The following is a 22,718-nucleotide window of genomic DNA, read 5'->3' as shown; positions in this document are numbered from 1 at the left end:
ATGTCTAGCTGATTATTATATATCACCTGAAGGCTGGAGAGAAAAGAATTGCTAACACTTACCGAAAGCCGGCGAGAAAGCCTACTCCTTCAAGGGGTGGGATGAATCTTCCCCTTGATTTGGGGCATTGGGCATTGGTGGCTCTTCCCTATGCCCGCGAAATCCCACTCCTTCAAGGGGTGGGATGAGCTTAATCCAGCCTTAAATATTAATATTAAAAATTAATTCTAATTTAACTTTTTTAATAGTCAAATGTTAGCCATATGAAGCCATAATTACATTTAGTCTAGTTCAAAATAAAAGTAATAATTTAAAATTTTATGCCTAATTTTTTTATAGATTTTAATATTTCTTGCGCTTGAATTTCATCTCCTAAGCTTTTATAAATTGTGTATGACTGAAGGTAATAAAAAGCCGCTTCTTGATGACGATTCAACTTGTGAAAAATTGCACCTAACTTAAAATTTATTTTAGCTTCTTCACGTGTATTTTTCATTTCTTGAGTTAGGATAAGAGCAGATCTCAAAAATCCCATTGCCTGAAAGTACTCCTCCTCAAAGTAATAAATATTGCCAATATTAAATAATAATTGTTGTTGACTGTGTTTAGCTCCAATATTCTGCACAATAGTCAACGACTGTTTATAGTATGCTAAAGCATTATCATGTCTACCTAGATGCTGGTATGTAGATGCAATCCTGGCTAGGGCAGAAGCTTCTCCAAATTTATTACGAATTTCGCGGCTAATATTTAAAGATTCTATATTGTATTCAATGGCTTGCTCAAGTTGATTTATTTGACTACATACATCACTTAAGCCTTGCAAAATTGCATTTCGGACTTTTTTAGCATCAGTATGATAGGAAATTTCTAAGGCTGTTGTCAAAAAAGCCATTGCTGTTTGATATTGATCAAGACCTTTATATGCGTGACCGAGAATGTGAAGAGTAATCATCACTAGGTTGTGGTTGTCAATTTCTCTAGCAAGCAGGAGTGCTTGATTACAATAATCAATTGATTTTTGCCACTGCTGTAGCTGAAGATAAATACCACCAATGTTTGCTAGTGAGCTTCCTGTGGCTTTGATGTCTTTCATTTCATGAGCAATCACGAGAGCTTTTTGCTCGTAATTAAGTGCCTGTTGATAATCTCCTAAGCATTGGTAAACACTTGCAAGTGATCCCAAAGCAGTTTTCTGGGAACTACGCTCATTTATTTCACAACTGATGGCAAACTGATTTTGAAAGAACTCAATAGCTTGTTGATACTGTCCCAGATTTTGGTAATTAGTACCCAGCCCCCAAATAGCTGCAATATGTAATAGCCTGTTTCCAGTCTCACAAGTAATTTTTATTAATTGTGTAAAGTATTTGATGGACTCATAATATTGACTCAGTTGGCGATAACAATTACCTATGTTGTACAAAGCAACTTCTTGCCAATCTTTAACGTCCATCCGTTGAGATAAGGCAAGAAGCAGCTTATGGTATTCCAAAGCTTGTGGAAATTGGAACAATTTTTCGTAAATGCCTGCTAGCTGACTCAGGCAAGTCAGTTCTTCTTGCTGATCTTGGCTTTGTCGGCTGATTGACAACTTCTCTAGGTAATAAGCAAGCCTCCTACGGAGGAGGTTTGCTAAATTTTGTTCTTCTTCTACTATCATCTGTAGCGTTGCAATGTATTGATTAACCAAGCCAAACATGACTGCATTGCTATGCAGCCAATAGGGATTACAGTAATACGTAGCATTTCTCTAGTAGTTTGTTATGCGTTGATTTGGTAAAGTTTCGCTGTTTTTATATAAGCTTTAAATTTGCTTCCTTAAACCTTTACCAACCCTTTATATTCAGCTTTAAGTAAAATATATCCTTAGTATGTTTAGTGAAAATTTTCGGCAATCAGTTCTCTGCTGAACTCAAAAAAACCGGCGCAATCCTATCTATTCAAGGGATAAGACGACTAATCACTATGACCAATAATTAATGACTCTAAATTTTACGGCTTTTTATGTTCGCGTAGCGTCCCTAAAGGGTAAACAAGCAAAGCGATGTTTTCGCGTCCTGTGGGATAAGTTAACCTAGAATCTAGGTTTGAGTAGAAGTTATAAATTTAAAGAAAATTCTTTTGTCTACTTCCTGTAGGTAGAATAATTAACTGCTCTGTATCTAGTAAACAACTAAAAGTAATTGTTGAAGTAGATGCTAGCCTAAAATTTTGCGATCGCTCAGGGCAAGTTATTCGAGAAGAACTCCCACCAAAAAGCAAAAATCAAGGGTGGATTCATCAAGCACAACTACGGACATAAGGACGCATTTATGGGTTAGGAGAGCGGGCTTCTTCACTAAATCTGCGTGCAGCCAAAGATGAACAGCAACGAGGTATAACAGTTACTGAGCATTGTTAACCCTCTTCTGATGACTTGTAGTTTCCTGCATCTTTTAACTTTTCCCGCTTTCTCACCAATCCGCCTCGGAATAGAATTTTAATAAAGCGGACTAAGCTGCATATTTAAGTTTATTTGAGTGGACTTGCGCTGTTAGCCCTACACTTCAATGCAGGGCTAGATGTTGGTCGGTAAGCACAACAATTTGACCGTTGCAAAAATGTGGGTAACGAACAACTAACATTTAATTGTCATCATTTATTACAACACTTGCTATATCCACGGATAAGTATAAATATAGACAATAGCTTGTTTCACAGGCATGAGTCAGTTAACAAAATTAATAAGTACATAACACAAGTCTTATGAATAGTTCGCGTCTTGAACAAAGGGGCATCTACTTATCTGTCGGTGGTGCTTTAATTATGGCAATTTTAGGCATTTCCTTCGGATTAGCAATCCAATCGGCAGCAGTTATGCTCGATGGCTTCTTCAATGTGATTAGTTTTCTTATGGGATTAGCCACCTTGTGGATTTCTCGGTTGTTGAAACGTCCAGAGGGGAAAAAATTCCAATTTGGTTACACGGGATTTACTCCCTTGCTTAACCTTTGTAAAGGGCTACTTGTTGTCGGGCTGTCCATGTTTGCCTTTACCTCTGCGGTTGCAGCATTGTTACATGGTGGTAGGGCGCTGAATGCCGGGGCAGCAGTAATTTATGCGGCGATCGCCGCATCTGGCTGTCTGCTCATTGCGATTATACAAAATATAATTGCCAGAAAGACAGGATCTCCAATAGTAAGCGTAGACTCCAAAAATTGGATGATTAACGGGTTAATTAGCCTTTCAGTTGGAGTTGTCTTTAGTATTGTTGCATTGATTAAAAATACTTCTTTTGCTTGGTTTGTTCCCTATGCAGATCCTACAATTGTCACTATCTTAGTACTACTCAGCTTCCCTATTCCTGCCAAAATTGTCCTTGAAAGCCTGAATCAACTTCTGTTAGGCGCTCCCAATTTGGAACTGCAAAAACGGATTAATCAGTTACTTGATGTCGCAACAACAAAATTGCCTTGTACTAAGCGTTATTTGCGAATGACATTAGTAGGACAGGCTATGTATCTACATCTTTACTGGCTACTACCTAATGACCATAAATTAACAAGTATCGAAGCAGTAGATGCAATGCGTCACGATATTACAGGAATTGTAAAACAAGAGTTTCCGAATGTAACTCTCGATATTATTTTTACTCAAGATGAGCAATGGTTTGCCATGATGAACCCTGAATAAATAATGGTTGTCTTGCACAAACAACTAATAAATGCTTAGACCAATTTAATGGCCAATGACAGGGTTTCTCATCTAGTTGAACCATAATCCCTTGCTTACCTCACTCACATCCGCCAATAATTCATCACTTTTACTCCAATACCACAACATCTTGGGGCTACTAAACCTTTGTTCGGTTAATTATGAGAAAGTAAAATTTTAAACTTATACGGTTTACACCTGATAATCTTCACCTGGGTATTCACAAGCTGTACTTACATGGTCTTATCAGCTTTTTGGAAATTTAAATACATCCCATAGGAAGATGACCTATATAAAAAAGAAGGAGTAAATTAATCCGGGATGTTGTTATGCACTGGATTTATCTAAAGGTCTGGTGATGAGCCAAACCTTATTCCTTAATTCTTACATCAAAAAATAGCTTAACTGATGGTGCGAGTCCACTACTCTTGCCATCACCATCTAGCCATGCACAGCAGTCGCTCATGGGGAGCCAATGGATTGCGCGGCGATTCAATGCAACGCATTTCTGTAGTTGGAACTAGTGGTTCAGGTAAAACGACGTTGGCGCGTCAAATTTCTCAGCGCCTGGAGATTCCCCATGTGGAACTAGACTATTTGCACTGGAAACCCAATTGGGTGGAAGTTTCAGATGATGTTATGCGCGATCGCGTTTCTCAGGTATTATCAGGTAATAGCTGGGTAGTAGATGGTAATTACAGCAAAGTACGCGATATCGTTTGGGGTAGGGCTGATACAGTTGTGTGGCTGGACTATGCTTTAACAGTGATTATGAGTCGTGTGGTTTGGCGGACATTGCATCGGGTAATAACGCAACAAGAAGTCTGCAATGGTAACCGCGAAACTTGGAAAACAACTTTTAGTAAAGATTCAATTATTTTGTGGGCGCTGACAACTTACAATAAAAAACGTAGAGAGTATCCTCAATTATTTGCACAACCGCAGTATAAACATCTGAGGATTGTACATCTGCGCTCGCCCGCATCTGCACAAAAGTGGTATAACAGTTTAATTTTTTAAACTGTTATATCCTCGATAATTTTTGCAGTTCATTTCTTTGCCTGGATTACCTGCAAACTTCCACCCGCATATAAAGTTTGGTTCCCCACCTTGAACCCTATTGCTGTCAATAACTTAGGCAAATTAGTTCGCAAAAGTTGCCAAGCCGTCTCCGTCTCAAACAACAGCAAAAACAGCGATATTCCAGGCCAGAATATATGATTTGTGGGAGCGTGAAAATCTACCAAGGTAAACATTCCTCCCGGCTTCAACACTCGATAAACCTCATGAATAATTTGTCGCAATTGGTCAGGTTGCATCTCATGTAGTGCCACACTTGTATGCACCAAATCAAACTCATTATCTATAAAGGGCATATCCTCTGCAAAAGCTTCCACATAGGAAGCACTAGGTACATTCTGTTGTGCCCGTTTCAAAGATAATGGTGAAGCATCCAGTCCTGTGACGTTTTGTGAATATTTCACTAAAAATTGTGTTGCTTGGCCGCTGCCGCAACATAAATCTAAAATCTTAGTGTCTGAGTGAAGGTCTAAGCCTTGTAGAGCTAGTTGGCGAAAACGAGCTTCACCGCCAACACTCAAAGCTGCTAAACCAGATATGCCATCATATAGCCACTGATAGCGATAACTCCAATCTCTTAAAATTGTTGCCATAAAAACTTTGCGTCCTTTTAACCTTTATATTTAATAAAGATATATTGTTAACATTAGTAAAAAAACTGAAAGGGTTGGGGGAAAGTAATAGCTATGGGTCGTGTAGGCGTTTTATTACTCAATCTCGGTGGTCCTGATAAATTAGAAGATGTTGGGCCATTTTTGTTTAACCTGTTTTCCGATCCCGAAATTATTCGCCTACCATTTCGTTGGTTGCAAAAACCCCTAGCTTGGTTCATTGCTTCACGACGCACCAAAACTTCTCAAGAAAACTACAAGCAAATCGGCGGCGGTTCACCACTGCGTCGGATTACAGAAGCGCAAGGAGAAGCGCTGAAACGACAGCTGGGTGATTTGGGGCAAGAAGCAAATATATATGTGGGAATGCGTTATTGGCATCCCTATACTGAAGAAGCGATCGCTCAACTAACCCAAGACAATATCGAACGCTTAGTAATCTTACCTCTATATCCTCAATTTTCCATCAGCACCAGTGGTTCCAGTTTCCGGCTTTTAGAAAAGCTGTGGCAAGAAGATCCAAAACTTCAGCGTCTCGACTACACCGTCATTCCCTCTTGGTATAAACACCAAGGCTACCTTCAAGCAATGGCAGAACTCATTGCTCAAGAACTCGATCAATTTCCCAATCCCGATCAGGTTCATATCTTTTTCAGCGCTCATGGTGTGCCTAAAAGCTACGTTGAAGAAGCAGGCGACCCCTATCAGCAAGAAATTGAGGAATGTACTGTTCTGATTATGCGTACCCTCAATCGTCCCAATCCCCACACCTTAGCTTACCAAAGCCGTGTGGGCCCAGTAGAGTGGCTTCAACCTTACACTGAAGATGCGCTAAAAGCATTAGGGGCCGAAGGTATTCAAGATTTAGTCGTTGTGCCTATTAGTTTTGTCTCCGAACACATCGAGACACTACAGGAGATTGATATTGAATATCGGGAAATAGCTGAGGAGTCGGGGATTCACAACTTCCGTCGTGTACCTGCGCCCAATACCCATCCGGTATTTATTAAAGCATTGGCAGACTTAGTGATTGATGCACTCAAACAACCGAGTTTCAAACTTTCACAAGCCGCCCAGATGAAGAAAAGAGTCAAAATGTATCCCCAAGAGCGTTGGGAATGGGGTATAACAACTAGCGCCGAAGTATGGAATGGTCGTATTGCCATGCTTGGCTTCATCGCCTTAATCATTGAGCTAGTAACCGGTCACGGACTGTTGCACATGATCGGCCTTTTGTAGTAACTAGCCTTCCTGAACTGCGTAGGTTGGGGATTGGGGACTGGGGGCTGGGGATTGGGGGTTGGGGACTGGGAAGGAGACAAGGAGAGAAATTCCTATTCTTAACTTACGATTCAGAACTCAGCACTAATAACGTTTAGCTGTTGGCTGCCGACGGCGATTGTGCCAATACCAGCCATACCAATGCTTTGCGCTACGAATTGCAAATAAAAGGAGGATTAAAGTAATTAATCCTCCTGTCCTGGAAGCATTAAAGGCAAACACTACTAAAACAACGCACAAGATATCTTGAAGAAATACTGCCCACAATGGTAAGCCGCGTAAGCGATAGAACCAACCGACTTGCACTAGTTGGAGTACCAAAGCTAGCAAGCCTCCAATAAAGGCAATTAACCAGTTTGGTGCTATTGTTGCTGACGATGAAACTACTGCTAACCCCATGATTCCCCCCACAATTGGGGATAATAATAACTCTATCGGTTGTAGCATTCTCTGCCCCAGGATGTTTTTTGAAGCCAGTAGCTCAACCAAAGACCAAATAGTGAGCAAGCCTAGCAAGATTGGTGGCGAAACGCGAGATAAAATTGGGAGTTGCGACCATAAGTTATTGCCCTGCAACAGCCCAATCATTAATAGAGGTATGCCTATTCTCATTCCTGCTGCCGCAGATGCAGAAAGCGTTGCCAGGATTTCAATCATCAGGCCACTCAAAGCATTAATAAAGGTATTATTGTTATTTATAATACCCATTGCTGCTCAGAAATTAAGCAACAAATGGAAATTTATCAGATATTAAAATACTCAGTACTCTTTTGATCTGTCTGTAAAGTCATATTAATCAAATGTTGGCGCAGGAATAAAACAAAGCGCAGAGCTTATCCCACAGTCCTTATATCTCTTAATGCACATTTTAAACTTTAATACTTGTACCTAAAGCAGGGGAATACGATCGCAATTATAGATACTAAGTAAAATAATCAACCTCTTGCATAAGATAGTCTATTTTTTATCTCGAACCGCAGATAAACACACATAGAAATCTGAGCGGCGGTACTCCAAACTTAAGGTCTTTAACTTTAAATTTTGCAAAATTCAAAATTCTTCCCATAGGGGGTTGACGTGTTTAATAATCTTTACAAAATTCTTTAAAACTAACAAAAACTGACAGGTTAATTTTGAATTTGGTGCGCTATTATCATCTAGCAATTACAAAAATTTGGTGTTAAGAGTCCGATTGCAATTCGACTCTAACATTAGAAATGGGAGAGAATATAAATATGGTTCAAAGTATAGAAGGTATAGCTAAATTTACAGCTACCGACCTAGATAAATTTGCAAAAGAATTGAATAGAGACGGAATTTGTGTGATTCCCGGCCTTTTTGACAAAAAATTAATTAGTGAATGGGCACAAGCTTTTGATTTGTTGTTCCGGGAGCGTCAAAATCAACCAGGTGGGTTAGCTCCCCGCGAAATTGCTCGATACTATCTGACATTGCCTTGGGTTAAGCCTTTTGCCAATGTGGAGGTTTTTGCTAACCAAGTGATTATGGGTGTTATTGAGCGCGTGTTTTACCAAGAATACGTCATGGTTCAGTTGGGTGTTGATGTCCCGTTTCAGGGTTCGGAATATCAGGAAACCCATAGAGACTATCGCCCCCTATTCTCCGACCAGATAGTAACCCCACTCTACGCCCTAGCAGTTAACTTTCCATTGGTGGAAGTAACAGCAGAAAACGGCCCGTTCCAAATGGCGCGTGGTACTCATCTTTTACCGCGTGAAGAAGGTTTGAGGAAAATTGCCACTGGTGAAATTGCGATGGAATCTTTCTATATGCAGCCAGGTGATGTGATGATTCGGACGCCTTTGGCACTACACCGAGGTTCACCAAATCGCACCAGTCAGCCAAGACCAATGGTAGTCATGGGCTACGCCATGCATTGGTTACACACTCCGAAAGTCGATTTGGCTCTTGAGCAAGACTACTATGATAGTCTGCCAGAAAAGGTTAGGCAGCTATTGCGGTGTCAGGTTGTGGATCGCTTACCAAAAGAGAAAGTTGAAACTTACGTGAATTTCAAGTATTAAGTATTTGTCATTAATCTTTTGTCCTCAGGTAAGTACAAATGATTAATGACAAATAACGTCTTTGATATAAAAAAATAAAAGAACATAAACGTAGGGTGGGCATTGCCCACCAAAACTGGGAAATGGTGAGCAATGCCCACCCTACTCTCAATGAGATTACAAAGATTTGAAGACTTAATTCACATTAAACGTAATTTACTAATTTGTACTACAAAAAACTAAAGAACCCGAACCAGCACAAAGATAGAGGCTGAGGGAAGAAAAATTGAGGATGATTTGTTGTTTTCATCCTCATTCCGTTAATCGCATCGTTTAGTTGCGATCGCCTTCGGCGCTGCGCTCCGCGCAATCGCACTTCTACGAAATTGAGCCAATACCTGGAGATGTTATCAAGATGCAAACTTATACCAATCCGGTCTACAAAGGCTATTTTGCCGACCCTTTTGTCTGGGAACACCAGGGCGTATATTATGCGATCGGAACCGGCGCAGCAGAAGCAGAAGGAATGGTAGATGAAATGGCTCCTGCGCTTGGCGTTGACTCCCCTAACAAGCTGTGTGTCTTTCCGCTGTTACGCTCCTTTGATTTCCTAAACTGGGAATATGTTGGTAACGCGCTGTTGCGACCAGACCCTGCACTTGGCGATAATTTTTGGGCCCCCGAAGTTGCTTACTGCGATGGCACGTTCTACCTCTATTACTCTGTGGGACATGAGGACAAGAATCATCAGTTGCGCGTTGCTACAAGCGATACACCGTTAGGCCCCTATAAGGATGTTGGCGAACCACTTCTAGACCCAAATTCCTGCCCCTTTGCGATCGACCCGCACGCATTCCGTGATGATGACGGGCAGTGGTATTTATTTTACGCCCGTGATTTTCTAGATACAGAGGGTGGCGTGCGTGCTGGTACAGCGTTGATGGTAGCCCGGCTCGAAACCATGACGAAGCTCGCAGACATGGGGAAAGTCGTCTTGCGTGCGCGTTCAGATTGGCAACGATTTTTAGCCAACCGTTTGATGTACGGTGAAATTTTTGATTGGCATACTTTGGAAGGGCCTTGTGTTCGTAAACATGGCGATCGCTACTATTGTTTTTATAGCGGTGGGCGCTGGGAAACTGAAAACTATGGTGTCGATTATGGAGTAGCTGATAATGTGATGGGGCCTTACTCTGATGCGGGTAACGAAACGGGGCCACGGGTGCTGCGATCTGTTCCTGGTCATGTCATAGGCCCTGGACACAACTCAATAGTTCTGGGCCCAGATGGTCAGACTGAGTACATTGTTTACCATGCCTGGGGAATGAACATGGCTGCGCGGCATATATGTTTAGATAAACTCATTTGGACATCAGATGGGCCACGTTGCGACGGCCCCACTTGGACGCCGCAAACTATCTCTGGCAAATAATAGACTTTTTGCAAAAGAACTTACGCACTCAGATCCCCCAACCCCCTTAAAAAGGGGCAGCCCTGCGCCCTTGCGGGTTCCCCGACTCCCTCAGTGGCGTGGCTTTAGACGTTCCCCCTTTTTTAAGGGGGGTTAGGGGGGATCAGGGTTTCAGACTTCAGTGGGTAAGTCCTATAAATGACTGTTGACCCTTAAGGGTTCGATAGTTGCTTTCCGACGCAAGACGATAGGAACGCACTATCTCACACACCAAAAGGAATGCGCGATCTACTGAAATGAGAAAGCATTTAAGTTAAATAAGTTAGCAAACTCCCGTTTGCTTGCGGAAAACACCAAAATGAGAAAGTCAAATGGCATTTTGAGTAAGCAATACGTCATTTTGCTTGCGGAAAACACCAAAATGAAAAAGTCAAATGGCATTTTGAGAAAGCAATATGCCTTTTTGTTTATTCAAAACAGCAAAATGAGAAAGTAATATGACATTTTGATAAAGATGGGAAAGAATGGGTAAGGGTTTAGCAATGCTAAACCCCTACAAAAAATCTATATGTATCAGGATTTTCGTGAATTGGTATCAGCACTCAGCACTTTGCTATCTAAGCTAAATACCTAACCGTTGGTAAACCTCTTCTAAATGCCGCAGATGTTGTTGGGGGTCAAAACATACCTCAATTTCTGCTGGAGATAATTTTTGGGTAACACGAGGGTCTTTGGTAATTAAGGCGTGGAAATTACCTTCCGGCTTGTTCCAAGCAGTGTGAGCGTTTTCTTGGACGATCGCATACGCCTCTTCGCGGCTAGTTCCCTTGTCTATCAAAGCAAGTAGCACTTTTTGGCTAAACACTACTCCGCCATAGCAGTTGAGATTTCGTGCCATATTCTCAGGATAGACGAGTAGGTTTTTCACCAAATCGGTGATTTCTACCAGCATGAAATGCGTCAAAATACAAGCATCTGGCAAAATTACTCGTTCTACAGAACTATGAGAAATATCCCGTTCATGCCATAGTGCAACGTTTTCTAAAGCTGCACCCGCATGACTTCTAACTAGCCGCGCCATTCCTGTTAGCCGTTCTGAACGGATAGGATTACGCTTATGCGGCATTGCTGAAGAACCTTTTTGACCTTTGGCAAAAAATTCTTCAACTTCCAGAACGTCTGTTTTTTGCAGATTGCGAATTTCTACAGCAAAGCGTTCAATAGATGCTGCAACTAAGGCTAATTGCTGGACATAATCGGCGTGGCGATCGCGGGAAATAACTTGTGTTGAGGCGGTATCAGGTTTAAGACCGAGTTTTTCGCAGGCGATCGCTTCTACACGTGGTTCAATATTGGCATAGGTTCCCACTGCACCAGAAATCTTACCAACAGCAATTGTCTCACGTAGAATTTTTAAGCGTTCTTGGTGTCGTAACACCTCTGCTAACCACCCAGCTAGCTTAAATCCAAATGTCATTGGTTCAGCATGAATGCCGTGAGAACGTCCAATCATCACAGTATGACGGTGTTCTTTGGCTTTTTGGCGAATCGCTTCAATTAAGTTTTTTAGGTGTTGCATCAACACATCCAGACTGGCAAGCAATTGCAATGCTAATGCCGTATCCAGCACATCAGAACTGGTTAAGCCCAAGTGTATATAGCGTCCTGCTTCACCAACATATTCATTAACATTTGTTAAAAATGCAATCATATCGTGGCGGACTTCAGCCTCAATTTCTAGCACCCGCTTGGGGTCAAAATTCGCCTTTGCTTTAATTTCTTCAACCGCCTGAGATGGAATGTAACCCAGTTCAGCCTGCGCCTCACAAACAGCAATTTCTACTTGTAACCAAGTTTTTAGCTTATAGGCTTCACTCCACAGATTACCCATTTCGGGCAAGGTATAACGCTCAATCACAATCCGCCACAGAATACAACCGTCATATTTTACATTTTAATTAGGGCAGATCGCTTTTCCATTTAGGTTTTCCGTTAGTAATGGAATTAGTTTTTGAGTCGGATGTAATGACACTAATGCTACCGTCAGCTTCCATATAAGCTAACTTTACATCAGCCAAAAATTCCACGCTTTGCTGACGCAACTTACTCATCAACTCCTCCTCAGTGATCAGTTCCCGTTCTAGATGTCGGTGAATCATCTGACCATTTTTTACTAGCAGCAGTGGCGGAGGATTCATAAAACGCTGAAATTGAGGAAGTTTGTAACCCAACCAGTTCAGCAAGTAACTCCAAAAAATTACAGTTCCTACCAGAATAGCTCCTTCAGTAATAGATGTATAATTACTCGCCATTGCATTTTGAGCAGCTTCAGCGAATAGTACAACTACTAATAAATCAGTAATTCCTAGAGTTCCTAGTTGTCTGCTAGGGAGGAAACGTAGCACTGAGAACAATGCTAGGTATACTAGCGACCCACGTATAATCAATTCTAGAACGCTGATGTTGGGAACAAAAATTGCGTGCCAATCTATAAAAAACCATTTGTCCATTAACGCTGATTTTCTCCCTATTTATAAAGCTGTAATTTAATTAATAAAATGCCAAAATTTTAAATCGTAAATTATAGGTCAAATTATCATATTGGTAGATAAAATTACCAAGCTTTCAATTATGAAATTTACTTATTTCCCTACTGGAGATTCGGCGCTTAGATTGCTAAAAATACTTCATAAGTCGATTAACAAGATTAGCTGAGTTTTAAGTTGCTCGCATCTAACCAAGGGTATTTGTGCAACATCCTTTAGGTAGATATCATCTGTTAGCCAGGAAATTTAGGTTAAAATCAATAACTTTCAGCATGAAATATCTGCAAGTAGTTGGATTTTTGGCATAGAATAAGTGGTGCGATCGCACTACTCTTGCTAAGGTTAACTCTAATGGGGATCACACTCTTGCGGATATAGCTTATTTTTTATAAATTAAGCCTAAAGCTATATTTACTAAATAATTCCTTATAGATGATAGTTGATTATTGACCGCAGAGTTACATTTACTAGCAATAGGCATTGAACTATAGATGCGATCGCTTAAGTTCAAAAATATTCAGTTTAGACGTAATTACTCAATGCAAAATATTAAGTCAACAAGCCTCTATTCTCAGTATTACTTATTTATGTATGAGAGCAAAAAATTAATGGTTTTTCAGGAGTTGTCTTAATATTTTACGTAGATTTATTTAAATTACCCCAATTACAAAATTCCACCACTAAAGTGAGGGAAGTGCCAAAACTAAAAAAGTGAGATTTTAAAATTTATGCCTCCTTCAGTTACATATACCCAGCAGCCTTGGGCTGAAACTTACAGTGAAATCATTGATGTTCGGTCGCCTAGTGAATTTGCAGAAGACCACATTCCTGGCGCGATTAATCTACCAGTGCTGAACGATGCTGAACGTGCTGAAGTGGGAACAATTTATAAACAAGTTTGTCCCTTCACTGCGCGCAAAATCGGCGCTGCTTTAGTATCCAGAAATATCTACCAGCATCTGAGTCAACACTTTGCGGCCAAAGATAAAGATTACCGTCCTCTAATTTACTGCTGGCGGGGTGGGCAACGTTCAGGTAGCATGGCTTTGGTGCTAGCGCAAATTGGTTGGCGCGTTACTGTGCTTGAAGGCGGATACAAGACTTATCGTGCTTATGTACGCCAACAGCTAGAACATCTGCCAGAAAAATTTACCTACCAGATATTGTGTGGTTTAACTGGCAGTGGTAAAACTTACATTCTAGGTAAAATGCGTCAGCGTGGCGCTCAAGTTCTAGACTTGGAAAGTTTAGCTAACCATCGTGGTTCCTTATTGGGTGAAGAATGGCAAGGAACACTTTTGCCTCAACCCTCACAAAAATACTTTGAAAGTCTGCTACTAGAACAGTTGCAAAAGTTTAATCCACATCAGCCAGTGTGGATAGAATCGGAAAGTACAAAAATTGGGCAAGTATATTTGCCTCAGTCTTTGTGGGAGAAAATGAAACAAGCTAGCTGTGTGGAAATTCAACTACCAATAGCTGCTAGAGTCCAGTTTCTTTTACAAGAATATCCACACCTAACAACTTATCCTGAAATCTTAAAACGAAAGTTAGAGAAACTCAAATCTCGTTGTGGTTGGGAAAAATTAAGTCGTTGGTATCAGTTGATTGATGCTGGTAATTGGGAAACGTTAGTACAAGATATATTGGATTCCTACTACGACCCTACTTATAGTCGCTCAATAAAACGGTATTTTAGCCAATCTCAAAGATTGCTATTTCTCCAAAATTTATCTGATAGCAGTATTGATAGATTGTTAGATTCTTTACTGCCGAATTGTGTGGCGCTAAAATGAGAATATGGTAACGGATGGTGTAATGGATGTAATAGATAAATTTAATAAAAATTACGTTTACATCCTCTACAAAATCCTCTATCGGTATTGAGCAGAATCAGACATTACTGTTGTTTTTCTGCGTTAGCAAAACTATTAGGATTAATGTTAATTAATGGCAATGAACCATTGCCACCTATAACCGTAGGGAAACGTCCATCCCATTTTTCAATTGCTTGCTTCTGCAACAACTCTGCGGTTAAAGTTTGCCGCTGTAATCTTTGCGCCTCAGCTTGTCCTTTGGCACGGTTAACTTCTGCTTGAGCTTCTTGAGTTGCTTTTTTAGCACCAAATTCTGCCTGTTTAGCTTCTTGTTCAGCTATTTGTTTCGATTCAATGGCTTTGCTGAACTCTGGAGAAAACGAAAAATTTACTAGAGAAACATCATCTACTATCAAACCATAAGCCGACAGACGGGTTTTGAGATGGCTATCAATTTCCTCTTTAAGTTCAGTTCGCTTAGTGATGATTTCTTCTGCTGTTTTTTTAGCAGTTGCTGCTTTCAACACTTCAGATATAGCAGGAGTGATAATCCCTGTGATAATTTGTTGCTGATCACCAACTTGTTGGTAAACCTGATTCACTCTTTTCGGATCGATGTGCCAGTTAACAGCAAGTTCGCTGGTGATTTTTTGTAAGTCTTTAGAAGCAGCATCCGATTGAAAAGTGTTTTGCTGCACCCGCACACTCAGCCTTTTAATTGACGTGACAATTGGCATGAGTGGGTGAAGCCCTTCATCTAAAACTCGATCCTGGACTTTACCAAACTTCATGACAACGCCCCGTTCGCCAGCATTTACAATCGTGAAAGGGCGGAAAATAATTGCTAACAGCAATAAGAATACTCCGCCCACAAAATAGGTACTGAACTGAAAAGCATTGGCAGTATGTATGTTGTTACGCATGGTTATTTTTTCAAATAAAGATGGAACTAGCTGATTGCTAAGGTTATAGCAACAATACTGGCGCTTTAGCTTTAGCAAAACGTTACAAAAAAATTAAATTAATCACAACAATAGATACACTATTGCTAATAGAGATTTCGGCAAAAAGTATTTGAATTTTATTAAGTCAAAACTTAATATGAATATAGCTCAACAGCATACGTGGCCTAGTACCGTAGAAGAAGCGATCGCAATCCAAGAAACATTAAGAAATCAAACACTTACAGAAGATAACCTGCCAGAAAATGTCCAATATGTTGCAGGAGTGGACATGGGCTTTGAAGCTGATGGTACAATTAGCCGTGCAGCAGTAGCAGTACTGAGTTTCCCTGATTTACAAGTAGTCGAGACACAGCTAGCGCGTCGTCCTACAACCTTTCCCTATATTCCTGGTTTCCTTTCATTTCGAGAAATACCAGCCGTACTTGATGCCTTGGAGAAGGTAAAAATTACACCAGACATCATACTGTGTGATGGTCAGGGAATCGCCCACCCCCGAAGACTTGGTATTGCTAGCCATCTAGGTTTACTTATAGATATGCCCACAATTGGTGTAGCAAAATCTTTACTGATTGGCAAGTATCAGGACGTGCCAGAAACAAAAGGTAGCTGGCAACCGCTAATACATAAAAATGAAACAATAGGAGCAGTTTTACGCACGCGCACAGGAGTAAAACCTTTATACATATCCAGTGGTCATCGAGTAAGTTTACCTACAGCAATTAACTACGTAATGCGTTGTACCACTAAATATCGGCTACCGGAAACTACACGCATTGCTGATAAGTTAGCGTCTTCGAGATAAAGCGAATATTCTTTATATTGTTTTGTTTGAAGTTTTTTCTAAATACTTGCTTGCTCCTACCCAATCATGTTAGGAATCGCACAGAAAGGAGTTGAAGTAACTAAATAAAAGTTACTAAGTTAGAACGATGAATGCACTAACTTTACAGTGGCAAGATGCAGGACAAAATAAAACTCAGAACATTTACGAACAACAACCAAGCAAAAATCCTGGTACTGTCCGCATCGGTCGAGATCCACTCCGGTGCGACATTGTTGTCAGTAACCCCACGGTATCTGGACTGCACGTAGAAATCTTTTTTCACGCCCAAGAGCAACGCTTTTACATTAGAAATCTACGATCGCAAAATCCTCCCTTAGTAGATAGACAAAAACTAGTCCAGGGTGAAAAGCCTTTACAAGAGGGCAGTATTATCTACTTAGGACAAATGGAACTCAAAGTTACTGCCGTTTTAATTAACAGCATTCCGCCAACAATTTTAGTACCACCACAAGCAACAGTGGTAAGCTCCCAACCAACTAAACCCCCTGTAAACCAGCAGCAACCAATACAAGCCGGACATTACTACCATCCCCCAACACCCCCATCACCGCCACCAGGAGTTTATGGCTTAGAGTGTCCCAAATGTCACAAAGTTTCCCCCGCTGAGAATCTGCAAATTGGCTGTCGCTGGTGTGGCACATCTTTAGCTGCGGCCGTAAGTGTGTTGGTCGCACCTAATCATTAAAGAGATGGGAGCAGGGGGAGAAATAATTAATAACTAATGATCAATGACTAACTTACAAATTCAATTGAGTTGGGACGATCCAGCTACAGGAGAAAGACGAGAGCCAAGATTGAGTGCGCCAATTGCCTTCGGTCGAGAATTCGCTCGCTTACCAACTGAACTAAAGGGACAGCGGGTATCGCGGTTGCTGCTGAACAGTAACGAAGTTTCTCGCTACCATGCCTTAATTGACTGGGAACAAAACCAGTTGGTAGTGATTGATCAAGGCAGCGTTAATGGTGTATTTGTTAACGGTCAACGTCAAACACACAGTGCGATCGCTAACGGTGACACGTTACAAATTGGCCCTTACATGATCGCGGTGACGTTTGCTGTCAGCGCACCTGCACCAGTTACCAGTCCTCCTTCCACAATTCACTTTAACCCCAATACCAATCTCCCAGACCCCAGTTTGCCTGCCGCCGCGCCCATAACACCACTGGGGAGCAATTTCCCACCACCAGCATTTCAAGCGGAAAATGTCGCAGTGCAAGCAATTCATGCTACAGGCTTGCCAGTAGATGAATGTGATTATCTGACAATCGGGGCGGGACTGGGTAGCTTTGTCTGGGTTGATTTTTTGCGAATTAGCGGTGTCCGTAGTGAAAAGATTGTGGCTTTGGGATTAGAAGGAGAACCCTATGCGCGTTACAAGCGCCTTTGTCTCAATTCACAAATTCCTTTACATGAAAGACTACGATCTAATTCTGACTCTTGCCCCGATAATATTTGGGGTTGGCCTAGCTATGCCTTAAGAGAAGCTTGGCATGACTTCAGCAAAGGTCAGCCCAGTTCAGCATTGAAGTATTTATGGCAAGTATTTGCCGAACCCACATTTGTAGACACTTATACACCCCGCGCAGGTAATGTCTTTGATTCCATAGATCGAGAAGCAAAGCGTATTGGCTGGAATCAAATTTATCGTTATGGACGAGTTAGAGCAATTCGCAAAACTGACGATGGCAGATATTGCGTAGCTTATTCTCGCGGTACTAGAGATTATGCTTTTTTAATAACACGTTACTTACATTTAGCAACAGGCTATCCAGCAATTCAGTTTCTCCCAGATTTGCAAGCCTATAGAGAAAAATATCAAGACTTTAAATCTGTCGTGAATGCTTATGAAGAACACGATCATGTTTATCAGCAGCTAGAACAACAGGGTGGTACTGTATTGATTCGGGGGCGGGGAATTGTGGCTTCGCGGATTGTGCAGCGAATTTATGAGGCTAGAAATAAAAATCGCAATATTACAGTTTTGCATTTAATGCGATCGCCTAAACCCCAAGGCAACAAATTCCAAAAGGCCCAGCGTTCAGTCAAAAATCATTACGAATTTCAACCCTTTAACTGGCCTAAAGCCTGTTGGGGTGGTGAACTTCGGGCAATGTTAGAAAAAGCCACCCCCGATGAGCGCAAAAGCCTACTAGCAGACTGGGGTGGGACTACCACTGCCGATCGCCACGACTGGCAACAGATTACAGAACAAGGGTTGAGCGAAGGCTGGTATCAAATAACCTTTGGTGAAGTGCTGGGTGTGGAAAAAGATAGCCAAAACCGAACTATTACCCATATCCGCGAAAAGGGTTTGGGAGAAATGAAATTGGCAGCTGACTTTATTATTGATGCCACCGGTTTGGATGCTAAGGTGCAAGCCAGCCCACTACTCGAAGATATGGTGAAACATTATAATCTGCCACTTAATCACCTGGGGCGCTTGGTTGTAGCAAACAATTTTGAGTTAGTAGAAATGCGTAATGGTAAAGGCCAAATGTATGCAGCTGGAACAATTACTCTCGGTGGCCCTTATGCAGCAGTTGATAGCTTCTTAGGCTTGCAATATGCCGCATTAGTCTCAGTTGATGGACTCGCTGCTGCCCGTGCGCCTAGAGTACATTATTTGAATACCCTAAGTTCTTTTAATCAGTGGTTGAAGTGGGTGTTCAATCAGTCTCCTGCTTAGTAGGGGCTGGCGACTGGTGAGACAGCGCGGTCTTGGGGGTTTCCCCCATGAGCGACTGCGAACCCGAAGGGGGGCTGGGGATTGGGCATTGGTGGATAAGAAGAAAAATTCTTATTCTTAACTCATCACTTAAAATTCAATACTCACACTCAGTACTCAGAACTCAGCACGCTCCCATCCATTTATTTATGATGCCTCCAAATTTTCAGAATCCATTTCTTCAGCTCAAGGTTCGCAATTTAGTTTTGCGGGGTTTTTTGCTCACAATGAGTCTCGGCATTGGCCTAGGATTGGTGCAAGGAATTACTGGTTTAAAATTCCCAAACCAAGTGACGACGCTAATTCTCTATATTTTGATATTTGGATTACTTTGCCTCTGGGAGTTGGCAAACTTTAATCGTTTAGGCATCAATCTCAAATATGTGGTGGGTAGTCTACCAAATAGGCATAAGTGGTTGCCAATAGTGGGCTTAGTTATCCTGATTATTATCTTTTCACTTAGTGCTTACCTTGTATCATTTTACCTACTATCATTAGCCGCACCTTCCTTTGTAGAGAAAATCGTGCAACAAGCGGCCAGCAGTCCCTCACCTCGCAGTTCTGCACCACTGTTCTTTAATCTGCTGTCTGCGATCGCCTACGTAATAGTCGCCCCGATTACTGAGGAATTTCTCTTCCGGGGGATTATCTTGCAGCGCTGGGCAACCAAGTGGGGTATTCGCTCTGCTGTGGTGATTTCTGGGGTAACATTCGGAGTTTTACACGCCAATATTCTGGGATTGTCCCTATTTGGCATCGTCATGGGAGTGTTATACATCAAAACTCGCACACTGATTGTACCGATCGCCTGCCATGCCTTAAACAATTCCATAGCATACGCCATGGGGCTGTTATCCGGTGGTGCTAAGACTACTTCATCGGTAAATGTTTTAGAACAATTACGTTCTGGTTGGTGGTTTGGAGCCTTGCTTATGCTAGTTTCATTACCTTTACTAGTTCGCTTCATCTCTCGCAATTGGCCGCGCCAGAATGCTTCGATTCCTTATTTCATCAACGCTTCCCAAGATGGGGAGTTAAATAATCAAGCTTAATCAACAGATAAAGGCGTAGAAAGATACCCTGGAATGGTGTAGAAATGTATAGAATCTTGTAAAGATATAAATTAAATTCTTTTTAAGATGCAAACATTTTCAGCTCCTTCCTCAATGCAGCTGTCTTTAACACCAAACCATTGTCAACCTTTGAAGATTGTCGTACTGGGGGATAGCTTAGTTTACGGATTCGGCGATCCAGATAATGGAGGCTGGGTCGAACAACTGCGACGCCAGTGGATGTTACCGGATAGCGCTGGTCATATACTTTATAACTTGGGAGTGCGAGGCGATCGCACACAGCAAGTAGCACAAAGGCTAGAAGTAGAATTCCGCCATCGGGGTGAATTACGAAATCGTGTCCCCGACTTGATTATTTTGTCGGTAGGCGTGAATGATTCGGCGCGGTTGGCGCGTCCTAATGGACGAAATTACACCGATTTTGCCCTATTTGAATCACAAATAGCTGAACTACTAGAACAAGCGCAACAACTCTGTCCTGTGCTATTTGTCGGTATGGTTCCAGTTGATGAAGCTAAAATGCCATTTCTAGATTGCTTCTACTACAATCATGCCGATCAGTATCGCTACAAAGAAGCTACTAGAATTGCTTGCAACAAACGCCGGATTCCCTACCTGGATATTTTTGAGCAGTGGATAGAACGGGGCGAAAATTGGAGGCGCAAACGCTTGAGTCACGATGGTCTTCACCCTAACACACTGGGCTATCAAGCTTTGTTAGAAGATGTGATCAATTGGGAAGCCCTTGCAACCTATCATTCTCCCATAACTGTCTAATATAATTTCTCAGTGCTGCTCAAAACATCCCCGCGTTTCTTTATTCCCTAATCAGCCTGAACGATAAGTATTCAATCGAACTCGATTTTATTTCCCATTTTTGCGGAAAGCACCACAATTTTGCTGGATTTTTTAAGATGAGTCTGAGTAAACTCAGTTAAACTCAGCACTTAATACCCTTATGACTCCAACTTTATTTGGTCGCTGGCAAACTCGATTATTATTACTTGCAACTGTAGGTCTATTAGTATCATTACCCTTTGTGCTTGGCTGGGTTGGTGGTCAGCCTGGTGTAATTTATTTTTGGATACTTGCCTATGTCGCCATTTTTGGCTTAGGTTGGGATGTGCTTTATGACTATCTGCAAAAATTCCGCTGGGACAGAGACTGGCCCGCAGCTTATCAACTTTTTGCTGGTATCTGGGAATTGATATTTATCTTTTGTGGAGTCAAACTTGTCGGCTTCTTACCAATTCCAATACCTAAAGATGAATTGCCTTTAGGAGTTTTTCTCTTGCACTACAGCGTCGTATGGTTAGCTGTATTTATTACCTCGCAAAGCCTCATGCGTATTATATTTCCTCGTTGGCGCTTCCGAGGTGGAGAGTGGTTATGAAGCATAAAATCTGCACCAGCCAGACTCATTGCTCATAGCTACGCAACACCATCTCACAAGTACAAATTTTGATTGTTGTGTCGAGGTTATATTATCAAGCTTATTTATAGGTTATTTACCCTTTAAGTAGTCATAATTAAAAAGTTTATAGTAAGCGCTAAAATCTTTATCTTTAGGACTTGAGTTCTCACTATATATTTTTTTATTGAACTTTGTTAGCCCGGATGCTCTACGAACGCGGTATTGCTAAAACTAGCTTTGGAACTTTAGCGCTAGCAGCAGATTCAATTGATGACGCGACTGCGTGGTGTTTATTGGCTGTTGTACTAGCGAGTCTTAATGCCAATACAAATATTGCCGTCTTTGCAATTGGTGGTGGAATTGGCTATGTACTATTATCAATTTTTGTTGGTAAACCTGCATTTACAATTTTCACTCGCACCACACAAAAAGATGGTGGAATCACAATTCAAACTTTGACTTTAGCGTTGATGGTTTTGATGTTTGGTGCATGGTTTACCGATGCGATGGGCATCTATGCACTATTCGGTGCATTTATTTTGGGTACAGCAATGCCAAGAGGTGAATTTGCCGAGCAAGTACGCGATCGCACCGAGTTTTTAACTACTGTTCTACTACCAGTATTTTTTGTTTTCTCTGGACTCAACACTCAAATTGGCTTAGGAAACACTCCTACTTTATGGGGAATTACCTTTGTAATAGTTGCGATCGCCATTCTTGGTAAAGGTATTGCTTGTATGCTAGCAGCAAAATTTGCTGGAGAAAATTGGCGTGAATCTGCAACTATTGGTGCTTTGATGAATGCTCGCGGTTTGATGGAGTTAATTATCCTCAATATCGGTCTTGAACAAGGCATAATTACCCCAACTTTATTCACTATCATGGTTATTATGGCAATTGTCACTATACTGATGGCATCACCACTAGTTGCTTTGTTGTTGCAAGGTACAATTTATGCATCATCCCCTGCTGAATAAAAAGCAAAGCTAGCAGAAAATTAATTGAGCAATTACCTAATATTAATTTTATGGGGATTGGGTGATTCATATAATGGGTATAAATAACGCTTAAATGTTACTTAAATAAACCCATCCCTCACAAAAATTAAGTTATAAACATAAAATACAAGTATAAATCAGTCAAACTAATTTTTAGTCCGCTTCATGCCTGACCATCAAAATTATAGAATTTGGAATTTAAGATTTTAGCGAAGCACCGCGCTGCTTCACC

Annotated in this window: 19 protein-coding genes; 13 read left to right on the top strand and 6 right to left on the bottom strand. The window is 41.3% G+C overall.

Going from position 1 to position 22,718, the window contains the following annotated elements; genetic code table 11:
• Window positions 1-310: 310 nt before the first annotated feature.
• Complete coding sequence (locus AC5JL8_RS36500; protein WP_495884567.1) at window positions 311-1,702, bottom strand: tetratricopeptide repeat protein; 1,392 nt, start codon at window positions 1,700-1,702, stop codon at window positions 311-313.
• A gap of 1,046 nt (window positions 1,703-2,748) precedes the next feature.
• Between AC5JL8_RS36500 and AC5JL8_RS36495 the strand changes: the two genes are divergently transcribed.
• Together AC5JL8_RS36495 and AC5JL8_RS36490 are read left to right on the top strand one after the other, a co-directional pair.
• A complete protein-coding gene (locus AC5JL8_RS36495) occupies window positions 2,749-3,675 on the top strand; it encodes a cation diffusion facilitator family transporter (protein ID WP_495884566.1) in 927 nt (308 codons plus the stop codon).
• Between the two features lie 429 nt (window positions 3,676-4,104).
• Entirely contained in the window at window positions 4,105-4,716 is a 612-nt protein-coding gene (locus AC5JL8_RS36490; RefSeq protein ID WP_495884565.1) for an NB-ARC domain-containing protein, read from the top strand.
• A 29-nt stretch (window positions 4,717-4,745) separates the two neighbouring features.
• On the opposite strand, the gene AC5JL8_RS36485 is transcribed toward AC5JL8_RS36490, so the two are convergent.
• A complete protein-coding gene (locus AC5JL8_RS36485) occupies window positions 4,746-5,369 on the bottom strand; it encodes a class I SAM-dependent methyltransferase (RefSeq protein ID WP_495884564.1) in 624 nt (207 codons plus the stop codon).
• Between the two features lie 93 nt (window positions 5,370-5,462).
• Between AC5JL8_RS36485 and hemH the strand changes: the two genes are divergently transcribed.
• Window positions 5,463-6,626, top strand: coding sequence for a ferrochelatase (gene hemH, locus AC5JL8_RS36480; RefSeq protein WP_495884563.1), 1,164 nt, complete (start codon window positions 5,463-5,465; stop codon window positions 6,624-6,626).
• A gap of 126 nt (window positions 6,627-6,752) precedes the next feature.
• Here hemH and AC5JL8_RS36475 read toward each other — a convergent pair whose 3' ends face one another.
• Entirely contained in the window at window positions 6,753-7,325 is a 573-nt protein-coding gene (locus AC5JL8_RS36475; protein WP_495884658.1) for a DUF4126 domain-containing protein, read from the bottom strand.
• 578 nt (window positions 7,326-7,903) lie between these two features.
• Here AC5JL8_RS36475 and AC5JL8_RS36470 point away from each other — a divergent pair.
• Window positions 7,904-8,713, top strand: a complete 810-nt coding sequence (locus AC5JL8_RS36470; protein WP_495884562.1) for a phytanoyl-CoA dioxygenase family protein — start codon at window positions 7,904-7,906, stop codon at window positions 8,711-8,713.
• A gap of 394 nt (window positions 8,714-9,107) precedes the next feature.
• Complete coding sequence (locus tag AC5JL8_RS36465) at window positions 9,108-10,124, top strand: glycoside hydrolase family 43 protein (protein ID WP_495884561.1); 1,017 nt, start codon at window positions 9,108-9,110, stop codon at window positions 10,122-10,124.
• Window positions 10,125-10,725: 601 nt separating this feature from the next.
• Here AC5JL8_RS36465 and purB read toward each other — a convergent pair.
• Together purB and AC5JL8_RS36455 are read right to left on the bottom strand one after the other, a co-directional pair.
• The gene (gene purB / locus AC5JL8_RS36460) at window positions 10,726-12,021 is read right to left on the bottom strand and encodes an adenylosuccinate lyase (RefSeq protein ID WP_495884560.1); all 1,296 of its coding nucleotides are present in this window, start codon (window positions 12,019-12,021) and stop codon (window positions 10,726-10,728) included.
• A gap of 40 nt (window positions 12,022-12,061) precedes the next feature.
• Complete coding sequence (locus AC5JL8_RS36455) at window positions 12,062-12,613, bottom strand: DUF421 domain-containing protein (protein ID WP_495884559.1); 552 nt, start codon at window positions 12,611-12,613, stop codon at window positions 12,062-12,064.
• A 764-nt stretch (window positions 12,614-13,377) separates the two neighbouring features.
• Here AC5JL8_RS36455 and mnmH point away from each other — a divergent pair.
• Window positions 13,378-14,445 carry a tRNA 2-selenouridine(34) synthase MnmH gene (gene mnmH / locus AC5JL8_RS36450; protein ID WP_495884558.1) on the top strand — a complete coding sequence of 356 codons (1,068 nt, stop codon included), beginning with the start codon at window positions 13,378-13,380 and terminating at the stop codon, window positions 14,443-14,445.
• A gap of 104 nt (window positions 14,446-14,549) precedes the next feature.
• Here the strand turns inward: mnmH and AC5JL8_RS36445 are convergent, their stop codons facing one another.
• Window positions 14,550-15,389, bottom strand: coding sequence for a prohibitin family protein (locus AC5JL8_RS36445; protein WP_495884557.1), 840 nt, complete (start codon window positions 15,387-15,389; stop codon window positions 14,550-14,552).
• 178 nt (window positions 15,390-15,567) lie between these two features.
• On the opposite strand from AC5JL8_RS36445, the gene nfi reads away from it, so the two are divergent.
• The 7 genes from nfi (at window position 15,568) to AC5JL8_RS36410 (ending at window position 22,465) form a co-directional block, all read left to right on the top strand.
• Window positions 15,568-16,233 (top strand): deoxyribonuclease V, encoded by a 666-nt coding sequence (nfi, locus tag AC5JL8_RS36440; protein WP_495884556.1) that lies wholly within the window; start codon window positions 15,568-15,570, stop codon window positions 16,231-16,233.
• Between the two features lie 127 nt (window positions 16,234-16,360).
• Window positions 16,361-16,960 carry an FHA domain-containing protein gene (locus tag AC5JL8_RS36435; protein ID WP_495884555.1) on the top strand — a complete coding sequence of 200 codons (600 nt, stop codon included), beginning with the start codon at window positions 16,361-16,363 and terminating at the stop codon, window positions 16,958-16,960.
• A gap of 43 nt (window positions 16,961-17,003) precedes the next feature.
• Window positions 17,004-18,962: an FHA domain-containing protein gene (locus tag AC5JL8_RS36430; protein WP_495884554.1), complete on the top strand. Its 1,959-nt coding sequence runs from the start codon at window positions 17,004-17,006 to the stop codon at window positions 18,960-18,962.
• A gap of 47 nt (window positions 18,963-19,009) precedes the next feature.
• A complete protein-coding gene (locus tag AC5JL8_RS36425) occupies window positions 19,010-20,053 on the top strand; it encodes a CPBP family intramembrane glutamic endopeptidase (protein ID WP_495884553.1) in 1,044 nt (347 codons plus the stop codon).
• Between the two features lie 87 nt (window positions 20,054-20,140).
• The gene (locus tag AC5JL8_RS36420; RefSeq protein ID WP_495884552.1) at window positions 20,141-20,851 is read left to right on the top strand and encodes a GDSL-type esterase/lipase family protein; all 711 of its coding nucleotides are present in this window, start codon (window positions 20,141-20,143) and stop codon (window positions 20,849-20,851) included.
• Between the two features lie 181 nt (window positions 20,852-21,032).
• Window positions 21,033-21,467, top strand: coding sequence for a hypothetical protein (locus AC5JL8_RS36415; RefSeq protein ID WP_495884551.1), 435 nt, complete (start codon window positions 21,033-21,035; stop codon window positions 21,465-21,467).
• Window positions 21,468-21,679: 212 nt separating this feature from the next.
• On the top strand, window positions 21,680-22,465 hold the full coding sequence (locus tag AC5JL8_RS36410; RefSeq protein ID WP_495884550.1) for a cation:proton antiporter: 786 nt from the start codon (window positions 21,680-21,682) through the stop codon (window positions 22,463-22,465).
• Window positions 22,466-22,718 lie beyond the last annotated feature (253 nt).

It is taken from the genome of Mojavia sp., from assembly GCF_059505145.1.
Note: the sequence above shows the minus strand (reverse complement) of the source record. Positions and strands in the feature narration are given on the sequence as shown.